This window comes from Pseudovibrio sp. M1P-2-3 (genome assembly GCF_031501865.1).
In the GTDB taxonomy this organism is placed as follows: domain Bacteria; phylum Pseudomonadota; class Alphaproteobacteria; order Rhizobiales; family Stappiaceae; genus Pseudovibrio; species Pseudovibrio corallicola.
This window is the reverse complement of the sequence record NZ_JARRCW010000001.1, coordinates 3,827,102-3,839,701: the sequence shown is the minus strand read 5'-3', so window position 1 is coordinate 3,839,701 and position 12,600 is coordinate 3,827,102. Positions and strand designations below refer to the sequence as shown.

10 protein-coding genes are annotated in these 12,600 nt (G+C 52.6%); all 10 read left to right on the top strand.

Features of this window, described 5'->3' with window-relative positions; genetic code table 11:
- Window positions 1-361: 361 nt before the first annotated feature.
- The 10 genes from P6574_RS16840 (at window position 362) to P6574_RS16795 (ending at window position 12,466) form a co-directional block, all read left to right on the top strand.
- Window positions 362-736: a P-loop NTPase fold protein gene (locus tag P6574_RS16840; protein WP_310621415.1), complete on the top strand. Its 375-nt coding sequence runs from the start codon at window positions 362-364 to the stop codon at window positions 734-736.
- Complete coding sequence (locus P6574_RS16835; protein ID WP_310619544.1) at window positions 733-1,761, top strand: IS110 family RNA-guided transposase; 1,029 nt, start codon at window positions 733-735, stop codon at window positions 1,759-1,761. Before P6574_RS16840 ends, P6574_RS16835 begins: the two co-directional genes overlap by 4 nt.
- A gap of 262 nt (window positions 1,762-2,023) precedes the next feature.
- The gene (locus tag P6574_RS16830) at window positions 2,024-3,250 is read left to right on the top strand and encodes a KAP family P-loop NTPase fold protein (RefSeq protein ID WP_310621414.1); all 1,227 of its coding nucleotides are present in this window, start codon (window positions 2,024-2,026) and stop codon (window positions 3,248-3,250) included.
- A 149-nt stretch (window positions 3,251-3,399) separates the two neighbouring features.
- The gene (locus tag P6574_RS16825; RefSeq protein ID WP_310621413.1) at window positions 3,400-4,515 is read left to right on the top strand and encodes a cytochrome-c peroxidase; all 1,116 of its coding nucleotides are present in this window, start codon (window positions 3,400-3,402) and stop codon (window positions 4,513-4,515) included.
- 11 nt (window positions 4,516-4,526) lie between these two features.
- Window positions 4,527-5,738 (top strand): cytochrome-c peroxidase, encoded by a 1,212-nt coding sequence (locus tag P6574_RS16820; protein WP_310621412.1) that lies wholly within the window; start codon window positions 4,527-4,529, stop codon window positions 5,736-5,738.
- A gap of 9 nt (window positions 5,739-5,747) precedes the next feature.
- A complete protein-coding gene (locus tag P6574_RS16815; RefSeq protein ID WP_310621411.1) occupies window positions 5,748-6,317 on the top strand; it encodes an arsenate reductase (azurin) small subunit in 570 nt (189 codons plus the stop codon).
- A 14-nt stretch (window positions 6,318-6,331) separates the two neighbouring features.
- Window positions 6,332-9,013, top strand: coding sequence for an arsenate reductase (azurin) large subunit (locus P6574_RS16810; RefSeq protein WP_310621410.1), 2,682 nt, complete (start codon window positions 6,332-6,334; stop codon window positions 9,011-9,013).
- Window positions 9,014-9,154: 141 nt separating this feature from the next.
- Window positions 9,155-11,401 carry a HEAT repeat domain-containing protein gene (locus tag P6574_RS16805; RefSeq protein ID WP_310621409.1) on the top strand — a complete coding sequence of 749 codons (2,247 nt, stop codon included), beginning with the start codon at window positions 9,155-9,157 and terminating at the stop codon, window positions 11,399-11,401.
- Window positions 11,394-11,993: a nitroreductase family protein gene (locus P6574_RS16800; RefSeq protein WP_310621408.1), complete on the top strand. Its 600-nt coding sequence runs from the start codon at window positions 11,394-11,396 to the stop codon at window positions 11,991-11,993. The genes P6574_RS16805 and P6574_RS16800 overlap by 8 nt, the downstream gene beginning before the upstream one ends.
- The gene (locus tag P6574_RS16795) at window positions 11,990-12,466 is read left to right on the top strand and encodes a plastocyanin/azurin family copper-binding protein (protein ID WP_310621407.1); all 477 of its coding nucleotides are present in this window, start codon (window positions 11,990-11,992) and stop codon (window positions 12,464-12,466) included. The genes P6574_RS16800 and P6574_RS16795 overlap by 4 nt, the downstream gene beginning before the upstream one ends.
- The last annotated feature ends 134 nt before the right edge of the window (window positions 12,467-12,600 follow it).

Here is a 12,600-nt window from a genome sequence, read left to right as displayed (position 1 = left end):
ACACCAAGGTATCCCACCTAAAGTCAGAGGCACCTCAGGTAAAGCAACGCCTGATTGATCATCCCAACTTTGTTACGGTCTATTAATCTTTCTGGTGCGCGTAAATCTAGGTAATTTCTTAGAGAACAGATAGGTTTAAGAGACTGGATTCCGGCTCGGAGGCCGGAATGACGCCGGAGTAAGTTGAGTTGGTATCGGCTCAAAACGCGGACCTCCAACTTCTTTGCACCGTCATTCCGGGCAAGCGGAGCGCAGATCCGGAATCCGGAAGGGAAGGGGATATTGCTACCTGTGGTTTGCCTATGCGGTATAAATCGCGTTAGAATTTGGATGTTTTAATCAATCAATTTTAGGTGAATCTATGGATAAGCTCGTTTCGGAAAAGCCAGACACTTTTAGTGATATTTGGGAAGGTGATCTTCTTGAATGCAGGCAGGAAGAAGCGGAGTTTTTGACCAATTTTCTGCTTAGCCAAGCGGAGCGGGTGAACTCTGAAAAGCGTGGGTATGTGCTTAATATCAACGCGGGTTGGGGATTTGGGAAAACCTTTTTTATGGAGCGCTTTCATAGGCACTTGGAAAGCTCAGGCCATCTTGTTGTCTCCATTAATGCTTGGGAGGATGACCACTCGGATGATCCCATGATCGCGGTTATGATGGAATGGATGCCTCTCCCGGCGCATTTCTGCAATACTGAGCAGAGTGTAGCTTTTGGAAAAAGAGGGACGCAACCATGAAGAACCTTGCCGTTGTTGGAGTTGATTTATCAAAGAACGTTTTTCAACTGCATGGAGCCGCTGCAGACGGACATGTCGTGTTTTCAAAGAAGGTTTCTCGTGCGGGTTTTTTGAAGGCTTTGGGTAAGCTGCCAACTTGTCTTGTCGCAATGGAGGCTTGTGCGAGTTCCCATTATTGGGGAAGAGAGGTGGGAAAGCTGGGGCACGAGGTTCGCTTGATTGCGCCGATTTACGTCAAACCCTTTGTTAAGCGCCAGAAAAACGACGCCAACGATGCTTTTGCCATTGCCGAAGCCGCCGCCCGTCCCACCATGCGCTTTGTGGAGGTCAAAAGCGAACTTCAACAGGCCCGTTCGATGGTGTTCCGCACCCGTGAGATTCTGGTGCGCCAGCGAACCCAAATGATTAACGCGCTGCGGGCGCATTTGGCCGAACATGGACTGGTCGTCCCTCATGGCGCGGTCCATGTTGAGAAGCTGAGGCAGCGTCTTGAAGCGGATGGGGGACATCTTCCTGAGATTGTTCATGAAATGGCGAGGTTGTACTTTGAACAGATTGGCGAGCATACGCAAAAGATTAAGGTGCTTGAGAAAAAACTTCAGACATTGGCCAGAAACAGTGGTACGGCAAAAATTCTGCAAACCATTCCCGGGCTCGGCCCAATCACCGCGATAGCGATAGAGGCTTTTGCCCCCGCAATGGCCACGTTCAAGCGCGGGCGGGATTTCGCCGCTTGGCTGGGCCTGGTTCCCAAGCAGCACTCAACGGGGGGCAAAACGCGGCTTGGGAAGACGTCTAAAGCCGGCCAGCGTGATATTCGCAGGCTGCTGATTATTGGCGCGACAACAGTTATTTGGTGGGCCCGCAAAAAAGGCGCGCCCCGGCATCCGTGGCTTGAGGCCTTGCTGGCAAGAAAAGCTCCTCTGGTGGCCGCTGTGGCGCTGGCAAATAAAATGGCGCGAACAGTATGGGCAATGATAACAAAGGGAGAAACCTATCGAGATCCGGCAAGCATGGCTGTGTGAACGTGGCTTGTTTCGTCGGTAAGCCGGGAGGGATTGCAAGGGACATCTGACAGTTAAGGACCCAGGATCACTAAGATCGGATCAGGAAAACCAGTTTGCGACACGGAGCTTTGAGCTCGTGGTTATGATATTGGACCTGATCGGCGCTTATCCATAACGGCCCGCGAGGACAAAATCTTGCAAAAAGGCCTGATACACGTGCGCACTTGATCCCATGGTTTTTACGTCTGAGTAACTCTCGCATTGACTAAGGCATCCATACATGTCGGCAATTCATGGGGTGCTTCAGGAAAATATTTCACTGAATGAAGCGGCTAAGAAGAAGGCGCTAAGTACCTTTAAGGCTGCGGGTGGTGCGTTGCTGTCCATCGCCAAATCAACGGCGAAAACCCAACTTAAAAAATATACAGGCGAAGCCGTTGAAAATATTACCGAGCTGTTTACGGGAGAGGCCGAAGCGGATGAGGGTACACTAGAAAACTCTAAGAGTGAGGCGGGGGCTTCTAAAGATGCGGGAGGCAAGGAGTTTAAGAAAGCTGCTCAAGCTGAGCTTGCAAAGCTGGCCGATAGTCTTTTCAAAGAACATGATGCCAAGAAGCAGACCGTCACAGCCTTCAAGAACAGTGTGGGAAATTTGCTCAACTGCGAACTTAAAGAGGGATCGAAGCCGCCTCTGTTTGTTCTTATTGATGAGCTGGACCGTTGCCGCCCCACTTACGCAATTGAGCTGTTGGAGCGGGTCAAGCACCTGTTCTCTATTCCTGATGTGGTCTTTGTGCTGGCGACAAATACCGAGCAGCTGTGCCACTCCATAAATGCGGTTTACGGCGGGAATTTTGATAGCAAAATCTATCTTCAGCGCTTCTTTGATCAGACTTATACGTTTGAAGAGCCAGAACTGGAAAAGTTCGTAAAAAAAGAGCTGAATCACTATCCGATTAAAGCTATTTCTTGGCCATATGCTGAGAAAAGCCGATTTATCGGTTATGTACTAGATTTACTTGGATCAAATATCAGAGAAGTAAGTCGTATTTTTCCTATATTGCAGGCGATCAGTGATACGTGGCTTGGGCAACAGCCTATAGTTGGCTCATTTATTCTTCCACGTCTTATCGCACATGTAAGGAATATCGAACTTATTGACAACTTATCAATACAACCAAACCCGTTGGCCCCATTGGAAAAAGAAAGAAGCGATGGAGATAGAAAAAGATTAGCAAGGCGATACGGAAGTTTGCTTAAAGACGGAGACTATCGAGATCACTATACTGGGCTTGTAAAATTTTCACCTGACTTAGGAAGCTTACCAGAAAACGATGAAAAAGTTCGTAGTGGTTTCGATCAAGTAGAGCTTCAGGTTATCGACTTGCTATATAACGAGTTATATAGTCGATATTCTGTATTGAATTTTGATAACTCCGTTCCTTCATTTATCTTAGGTTATGACCGCCTCATAAAAACAGCAGGGCGTTTGAACTCGGACCTTTAGCTCCCCCTGTTACAACTCTTTACATTTTAAAACCACTTGTTACGGGACAGGCCGTTCTTCGAAAAATCTGCTTCACATAGGCCGCCTAGATTTCTCTGGTGTTTGATCGGCGCATGATCGCCGGCTCTATAGTCAGAGGAAGAAATTCGATGGCCAGCAAAACCAGATTGCGGCTCGGCATAGTCTCTGCGGTTTCTCTTGCAGCATTAACGGCTGCATCTGTAACCACAGTGGCAACGGCAGGTGAGCCCGGACCTGTTCCTAAAATTGAAGTCGACGCCAAAAAGGCGGCGCTGGGCAAGCGTTTGTTCTTTGATAGCCGACTTTCCGGTGACAATGAGCTGGCCTGCTCAAGCTGTCATATTCCTGAAAAGGGATATACCGACGGTAAGGCCCTCTCCAGTGCTTATGCGGGCTCTGAAGGCTTTCGCAATGTGCCAACATTGATCAACACAGCGCATAAGGCCAGCTGGTTCCATGACGGCCGCCTTGGAACAAACCTCAATGATGTGACCCGCGAATCCATCACCGAGACCTACATCATGAACATGGATATGCGGTTGATGCAGGAGCGCATCAAGCAGGACCCTGTTTATGTAAAGATGTTTAGCGAGGCCGGTTACGGCGAGCCTTCCAACGGCAGCGTGCGCAAGGCTATTCCGGAATATCTAAAGACCCTCACATCCAGAGGTGCACCGTTCGACACAGGCAGCATGAGCAAGTCTGCCAAGGCGGGATATGAGCTGTTTACGGGCAAAGCGGGCTGCGTGAGTTGCCACAGCGGTGATCGCTTCTCAGATGATATGCCGCACAATGTAGGCACCCCAGAAAACCCTGAAATCTTTGCTGACCCTCTGCGCCACATTACTTATGTGACCTTTGCCAAGTTTATGGGCGTTGAGAACTACATGAACATCCGCCGCGATGTGGGCGCTTATGTGCGCGGACACGAAAGTGACAAATCCACCATTGGCACCTTCATCACCCCGACCCTGCGCGAGCTGACCTATACGGCCCCTTACATGCACAACGGCATGTTGAAGACGCTGGAAGATGTGGTGGCCTTTTACAACGCTGGCGGCGGTGAAGACCCCAACAAAGACCCCGCCTTGAAGCCATTGGGCCTTTCTGATGATGAGCAGAAGAACCTTGTGGCCTTCCTGACAAGCCTTTCCGGCGACCCGCTGACCGGCTCTGAATTCGTGGCGGATGAAATTGATACCGATTATCCGGTGATCGAAAACTGGCGTGAAACGAAGAACTGAGGAGGCACATGATGACACATGCACTGTCAAAAATAGGTGGCACAGTTGCCTCTATCGCAGCCCTTGCCGCGGTTCTTGGCTCCGGTGTTTGTCTGCCGGTGATGGCAGCTGGCCAAAGCAAAACCATGCAGCTGGAAAGCCTGATCCAAGGCGGCGACCCTGATGTGGATGCCCCACTGGAAGCACTGGGCCCCCCGCCCATTCCAGCGGATAACCCGCAAACACCAGAAAAAATCGAGCTGGGCAAGAAGCTGTTTTTTGATCCGCGCTTGGCTGGCAACCCGTCCATGCCGTGTTCTGCCTGTCACCTGCCAGATGTTGGCTGGGACGTGGAAGACAAGGTTTCCTTCGGCTATCCGGGCACTGTTCACTGGCGTAACAGCCAGACAATCGTGAACTCCGCTTATTATGGCAAATTGTTCTGGGCTGGCTCCTCCAAATCTTTGGAAGCGCAAGCCAAGTCTGCGGCCAAGGGCGCACCTGCCGGGAACGGTGAGGATGATATGATGGAAGCGCGCCTTGCGTTCATTCCCGAATATCGGGCAAGCTTTCAAAGCGTCTTTGGAGATGAGTGGCCACGGATTTCCAACGCATGGAAAGCCATCGCTGCATTTGAGCGCACAATCGTTCAAACAGACACCCCGTTTGACGACTACATGCGCGGTGACACAAATGCCTTGGATGCAAGCCAGAAGCGTGGGCTGGATTTGTTCCGTGGAAAAGCCGGCTGCGTGGAATGTCACAATGGGCCGCTTCTGTCCGACGAGAAATACTACAACCTCGGCGTTCCTCCGCTGGATGAGTGGGAAACCGATGGCTTGAAGCAGGCCACCTTCCGCTATGAAATTTATCAAAAGGGCGTCACGGAAGAAATGTACCGGCACACTAAGGATGATCCGGGCTTTTATTTCCGTTCCAAAGAAAAAGCAGACAAGGGCAAGTTCCGCACTCCATCCCTGCGTTATACCGCTTACACCGAGCCGTATATGCACAATGGAATGCTAGAAACTCTTGAAGATGTTGTCGAGTTTTACAATCAAGGTGGCAGCACTAACGAGTTTTCAAAAAATAAAACAAAGCTCATAAAGCCGCTTGGTCTTTCTTCTAAGGAGAAAGTTGACCTTGTAAACTTTATCAAATCCCTGTCAGGTGATGAAATACTTATGGAAGAGCCTGATTTGCCTGAATACGCACCGCTGCCAACTGCGGCAAACGTGGAATAGGGGGTTTCTATGACTACTGATAAAACTCACAAGTGTGCCTGCGAGGCGACCGGTAAGAAAAATTGTACCGTCAGCCGCAGGGAATTTCTCTTCGCCTCCGGCGCCACCGCGTTCACTGTCATGGTTACAGTGAACACCGGCAAGGCCAAGGCCGAGCAGGTGCCAGCGCTGGTTTCCACCTATCCGCGCAAGAAAATCGGGCAGGTTTCCAAGCTGCAACAGGATGTTCCCGTTGAGTTTGAATATCCTGATACGGGCGACTATGCCGCCTCTCTGCTGGTGAAAACCGGCGTTGAAAGCGGCGGTGGTATTGGCAAGGGCAAGGATATTGTGGCCTTCAACATGACCTGCACCCATCAGGGCGGCGACATGTATGAAAGCTATAAGCCAGAGCACAAGGTGCTGGGCCCCTGTCCACTGCATCTGTCCACCTACGATTTGACTCGCCACGGCCTTCTGGTCTCCGGTCAGGCCTATCAGTCCCTGCCGCAGGTTCTGCTGGAAGTGGATGGTGACGATATTTATGCGGTCGGTGTGTTCGGTCTGATTTATGGCCGCTGCGACAATCTTGTAGCTTAACGGAGAACCAAACCATGGCAACTCCCTATTACGTTCCAGAAACCAATGTGCCGCTTCCACCAAAGGGCGCCGAGGTTATCTCAACAGCCTGTGATTACTGCATTGTTGCATGCGGCTACAAGGTGTATCGCTGGCCGGTGTCCGCTAAAAACGGTGGCCCGCGGGCAGAAGAAAACGCCTTTGGCGAAGACTTCCCTGTTGCACCGCTCGGCTCTTGGGTTGCGCCCAACCAGCACAACATAGTGATGCACAAGAACAAACCGCACCACGTGGTGATTGTTCCTGACAAGGACACAAAACACGTGAACACCGATGGGGACAGCTCCCTGCGCGGCGGCTGTATTGCCCAGAAGGTCTACAATCCGCAGACCCCGACACGGGACAGGCTGAAAACCCCGCTCATGCGCATTTATGGCACGCTTATGCCTGTGCCGTGGGATCTGGCGTTGGATGTGGCGGCGGAAGTTGGCAAGCATGTGATCCAGAAACACGGCACCAATGCATACGGCGTGAAAACGTTCTCCTATCAGTATATCGAGAACACCTACGCCATTTCCAAATATGCGCTGCGTCACATCAACACGGCCAACTTCACATTCCATGACACACCCTCTGATGTAACCTCCACACCGGGCTTTCGTGATGCGGGTTTCGACAACTTCGGTCCTTCCTACGAAGACTGGAGAGATGCCGAAACGCTCATGGTTTGCGGTACCGACCCTTATGAAACCAAAACCATCCTCTACACCCAATGGTTGATGAAGGGTATGCAGAACGGGCAGAAGGGCATCTACATGATCCCGCGCCGTTCTGCCGGTATCGCACACGCAGAAAAGATGGGCGGCCTGCACATCGACGTGACACCGGGTACAGATTTGCTGGTGGTGAATGCCATCGCCCGTGTGATCGTTGAAAACGGCTGGGAAGATTCCGACTGGATTCAGAAGTGGGTCAACAACAAGTGGGAAAGCTCCTCAGGCTTCGGGCAGGGCTCTCGTAACACCCCTTGGCAGTGGCGCACCACTTGGGGCAAGTTCCAGACCGCCGGTTTTGAAGACTGGAAGAAATGGCTTCTTGCTCAAGACGAGTTCAAGCCGGAAAATGCTGCTGCAGTTGCCGAGATCGATGTGCAGAAGATCTATACGGCAGCCGAATGGATGGCCAAGCCGAAAGCCGATGGCAAGCGGCCCAAAACATCCATCATGATCGAGAAGGGCTTCTACTGGTCCAACAACACGGGCAATACGCAGGCGATTTCCGCTCTTGGTATTATCGTGGGTGCCGGTGGTCGTCCGGGTCAGGTAATTGGCCGTGCTGGTGGTCACCAACGTGGTGGTGTGAAGGGGGGGAGCTACCCTCGCAACAAGTCACCGGAAAAACTTCCCGGTCGTCGTCGCCGCGCCATGGATACGGACCGTTACCTCATTGCAGGGCACACCCGCTTTGCTCATGTGATCGGCACAACATGGATCCAGTCCATGTGTGGCTCTCAGCAGCTGGCTGACAAGTTTGAAGAGCTGACAGTGCGCAACCCGCACCAAATCCGCTCCTTCAACAAGGACGAGATCGTGGCTTCCCTGAATGCCCGTGCGGACAGCGGCGGCATGGTGGTGATCAATCAGGATATCTACCTGCAAGACCCAATCGGCAATCGTTATGCGGATATCATCTTCCCTGCTGCAACATGGGGGGAGGAAGACTTCCTTCGGGCCAACGGGGAACGGCGTCTGCGCCTTTACCAGAAGTTCTATGATGCACCGGGCTCTGCAAAACCGGATTGGTGGATCGTGGCAAACCTTGCCAAGCGCATGGGCTTTGACGGTTTCGACTGGCAAAACTCCAACGAGGTGGCCGAGGAAGCTGTGCGCTTCACACGCGGCAGCCGCAAGGACTTCTTTGCTCTGAAAGGTTTGGCGAAAAAAGAAGGCAAAACGCTGCACCAGAAAGTGCGTGAGTTTGGAACCAATGGTGTCCAGTGCCCGATCATGATCGGCAATGATGGCAAAACCATCATCGAGACCAAACGCCTGCATGACACCACCCGTAAACTGCCAGAGAACGGGGCTGCTGGAACGGATGTTATTGGCAAGAAACTGACGCACTTCAACACTCAAACGGGTAAGTGCAACATCCAGAAGTCTCCTTGGAACCTGTTCTCCGACTACTGGGAATGGCTGAAACCTAATAAGGATGAGGGAGAGCTGTGGTGCACATCCGGCCGTATCAACGAGCGCTGGCAATCCGGCTTCGATGATCGCCGCCGTCCTTACATCGTGCAGCGCTGGCCTGAAAACTGGGTGGAAATCCATCCTGAGGATGCCAAGGAACGGGGCATTGAATCCGGTGACTACGTAATGATCTATTCAGAACGTGTGCCGGGGCAGAAGGCCACAATTCTGGGTGTGGAAGGCGATGACTTCCAGTTCTCCAAATTGATGGAAAACGGCCAGATCGAGCTGACCCAAGCGGCCATTACCGCCGTTGCCATGGTGACACCGGCCATCAAGAAGGGCGTTCTTTACATGGACTTCCTGCATATGCAGCAGCCTGCAAATGCGCTGGAAGGCCGCGTGGTGGACTGGATCAGTGGCAACTACAACTACAAGATGGGCGTTGCAAAAACACGAAAGCTTGGCCCGTCCCCCTACAAGAAGTCCTTCCGCACAATGTCTTTCGCACCGCGTGACATTGCTTAAGGACTTACAAGAATAAGGCTGGCCAATGCCATGTTTGCCAGCCTTTTGACCGGGCAACCGGTCAGACTGCGGGTGCCTCTCAATTGGGGGAGAGGCACCTGTTCCCCTCTTAGAACACCCCAAACATGGCAGGAATTTTAAATGGCAAATGCCGGCAATCTGGAAAGCGGTTTAAGCAAAGCTTCCGTAGAGACCCTACTGTGCGAACTTGCGGGAAGCGATTACGATGTCTTGCGGTTGAAGGCCATTCAGGGGCTGCGAGATATGAAATCGAGCGTTGGTGCCAAGGTGTTCGTGGAGGCCTTGAAGGATGATGACGAGGATGTGCGGGTGGATGCCGCCAGCGCCCTTGCCAGCTACAACAGCCCGCCAGTTATTGCCGCGGTGCTTGAAAACCTTGAATTTGACCCGTGCGCTGATGTGAAACTGGCCTGTGTCACTACGCTTGCAGCCTTGAAGGCGGATGCGGCACTCCCCGTTTTACGTCAGCTCGTTGTGGGCCGCGGTGAAAATATCGTTTGGGATGAAGACCAGTTCTATCAGGATGAATGGGATGCATGGCTGGATATTCAAATTGCCGCCATTCGTGCTCTTGGAACTTTGAAAGACAGTGACGGCATTGCCGCTATAGTCAGTGCCGTGAATGACGAGGAAGCGCAGGACCTTGATGATGTGGCAACCCGTGCCTTTGCGCAAATGGGTGTGGCTGCCCTGCCAGTTCTGGAAAGCTTCTTGAAATCTGGTGAGCGACGCCGCCGGTTTTATACTGTGAAAGCCCTTGGCCATATCGAAGGGGAGGAAGCGCTTGGCCTTCTTAAATCCGCGATTAAGGATGAAGCCCCCTCCATCCGCTTGGCAGCTTTTGAAGGGCTATTTGAAAAAGTTACCGAGATCGAACTCTATGAGAAAGCGCTGAAGGACAAGCACGAAGACATTCGGGTTTGTGTGCTTTCCCGCTTGAAGCTGGATGACTGGCAGTTGATGGATAGGGTGATGAAGGACCCGAGTCAGAAAGTACAATTGGCTTTGGCCGGGCGTTTCGACCATCAGGTGATCTGCACCTCCCGCGAGGATGTGAGCTTCAAGATTTTAGATATTCTACTGCGCAGTGATTATTCAGAGGTTGGCGCCGTAGCGCTGGGCGTTTTGGCAGCCCGCTGTCCTGACTTGGTGCAAGGCGAATTGAAAGATGCCTTTGCCACGACCAGTGAAGACAAAGACGGGCAGGAACGTTTGCAATGGGCCGTTGTAGATGGCCTTTCCCGCTCTCGCCACGCCCTTGCAATGGACTGGCTGCAACAAGCGATCAGTTCGCCTTTCCGCTCTGTGCGTTTGAAGGCCTTGGCAGTGCTTGGCGGTACGCTGGGTGATGTGGATGTACCATCAAAGCAGCGCGAAACAGCTCTTGAAATGATTGTGAACTTTGCCGCTCCCGCCAGTAAGCCGGAGGCTATGGAAGAAGACGCCAATGAGGAGCGCGGTGAAATTCACCCACAAGACCAGCGTGAAGAACTGAAAGCCGCTGGTCTTGATATAGGCGATGAGCCGAACGAGGAAGATGCAGGCCCCACATCCAGCCTTGGTGCGATCTTGGGCCATGAAGAAATCGCCGCTGAAATGGTGAGCGAAGCGGAAGAGGAAAAGGTAGAGCTTTCTGCCCGCGAGCAGGCCCTTCTTGCCCGAGCCACCCGCAACTTGTCGCGCCGCAAAGTCTCGCTGGATGGAGATCAGGGCGCTCTTGATCGGGAAGTGCAGCTGACGGCCCTGCGTTTGCTGGGCGAGCAAAAAGGGTATCAGAGCTTCCTTGCCGAGCTTGGCGGGGTGGATGACGGGGAAGCTGCTGCAGCGGCGCTGACAGCCCTTCATCACAACATGGAGGTTCACGGCTGCGAGCTGGAAAGCACGGTGCTTTCTGATTTGTTGGTCCGCTCGCTTGGCTCCACAAGCGCCAACATCCGCTTGCAGGCTTTACGTCTCTTGACCCTTTCCGGCTTAAAGGAAGATCGTTTCATTCGCAGTGTGCGCCAATGCCTTTCAGATGAGGTTTCTGCCATTCGCGCGCAAAGCCTGAGCGCATGGATGGCGCTGGGCCAATCTTCGCAGAAGGCGGAAACGCTGATCAATGATAGCTCTCCTTTGGTACGCCAGCACTCCATGCGCATGCTTTGCAAAACGCAGCCAGAGCTAGCTGCACAGCACCTATGCGATTTCATCAGCCAGAACCCCGAGCAATCTCTTGCGACTTACTTGGGAGAGGAAGAGGCGATCAATCAGCGCATTGGCCTGTCGCTTGCTGAAAGACTGAAAGACGAAAGCTATAAGAGAAACTGGCCGGTGCTTGTTCCAGCTCTTGCCCAGATTTACAGTAAAGAGGTGCCCCATGCCTAACGAGAGTCAAAACACACCCATTCTTGAGGCCATCGTCTCCCGCTATTCCGTTTCACCACGCCGCCTGAACGAGCCGGGGCCGAACCAAGACCAGCTGGATGATTTGATGCGCGCCGCCGCAGCTGCACCCGACCATGGCCGCTTGCATCCGTGGCGTTTTATTCACTTCCCAAAGGAATGCAGGGCACGACTTGCGGGTGTGTTTGAGGCAGCTGCCTTGGAACTCAAACCTGATGCCAGCCGGGAAGAGCTGGCACGTGCACGGGAAAAAGCTGCCAGCGGCCCGTGTCTGCTTGGTGTTGTTTCCAAAGTTCAAGAGCCCCATGCCATCGTCACTCGCGATGAACAGCTGATCTCCTGCGGGGCGGCACTGCAGAACATTATTTTGGCCGCGCAAGAGCAGGGCTTTGGTATGCGGGCGGTGAGTGGGCACCGGTTGCACACCGATATCTTCAGGAAGGCTATTGGCCTTGCGGAAAACGAAATATTCCAGTGCTTTCTGGTGATTGGAACAGCCGAGGGTGCGCCCAAAAAACGCGAGCGACCCGGGCCAGAAGACCTTTTGAAAACTTGGGAGCGTTCCCCCCTATGAATAAATTGATATTAATTGCCTCCCAGCTGGTGGTTTTGTGTGTGATCAGCGCGGCAAGTGTTGCTGAGGCGAAGGTTAAAGTGGTGCGTCAGATTATCGATGTGAACGCCTCAACACCAGCAGACGCTTTTCGCTTTGACCCCAAGCTTCTATTTCTGGAAAAAGGCGAAACAGTTCAGATTGTTGGCTCCACCGGTCGTCATACGGTTTCCTCCATTAAGGGCATGTTGCCGGAAGGTGCAAGGGCCTTTGAAATACGCGGTAAGGCTAAAGTGGAAAGAAGCTTTGACGTGGAAGGCGTCTATGGTATCCGCTGCCGCGTTCACGGCAAACACGGCATGGTGATGCTGGTTGTGGTCGGCGATCCCGCCGTTAACTGGCAGGACGCATGGGACAGACTGCCGAAGTTAAAGCCTTCAGAGCGGGTGCAGTTTGCTCCGCTCATGCAACAGGTAAAACCAAAGGGTTTATAGGAACCACTGGCTGGAGCTTTATCGAAGTTTCGCTTTAGCCAATGGAAAAAGGCGAAGGGAGAGGCCCCCTTCGCCTTTTTTGTTTTTATACCAATCGGCAAAATTTCAAAATCTGTTGTCATGTATGAAGGCCG

What these genes read in the sequence shown, in the direction of transcription:
- P6574_RS16840 (WP_310621415.1), top strand. Translation starts at nt 362, where the DNA reads ATGGATAAGCTCGTTTCGGAAAAGCCAGACACTTTTAGTGATATTTGG.
- P6574_RS16835 (WP_310619544.1), top strand. Translation starts at nt 733, where the DNA reads ATGAAGAACCTTGCCGTTGTTGGAGTTGATTTATCAAAGAACGTTTTT.
- P6574_RS16830 (WP_310621414.1), top strand. Translation starts at nt 2,024, where the DNA reads ATGTCGGCAATTCATGGGGTGCTTCAGGAAAATATTTCACTGAATGAA.
- P6574_RS16825 (WP_310621413.1), top strand. Translation starts at nt 3,400, where the DNA reads ATGGCCAGCAAAACCAGATTGCGGCTCGGCATAGTCTCTGCGGTTTCT.
- P6574_RS16820 (WP_310621412.1), top strand. Translation starts at nt 4,527, where the DNA reads ATGACACATGCACTGTCAAAAATAGGTGGCACAGTTGCCTCTATCGCA.
- P6574_RS16815 (WP_310621411.1), top strand. Translation starts at nt 5,748, where the DNA reads ATGACTACTGATAAAACTCACAAGTGTGCCTGCGAGGCGACCGGTAAG.
- P6574_RS16810 (WP_310621410.1), top strand. Translation starts at nt 6,332, where the DNA reads ATGGCAACTCCCTATTACGTTCCAGAAACCAATGTGCCGCTTCCACCA.
- P6574_RS16805 (WP_310621409.1), top strand. Translation starts at nt 9,155, where the DNA reads ATGGCAAATGCCGGCAATCTGGAAAGCGGTTTAAGCAAAGCTTCCGTA.
- P6574_RS16800 (WP_310621408.1), top strand. Translation starts at nt 11,394, where the DNA reads ATGCCTAACGAGAGTCAAAACACACCCATTCTTGAGGCCATCGTCTCC.
- P6574_RS16795 (WP_310621407.1), top strand. Translation starts at nt 11,990, where the DNA reads ATGAATAAATTGATATTAATTGCCTCCCAGCTGGTGGTTTTGTGTGTG.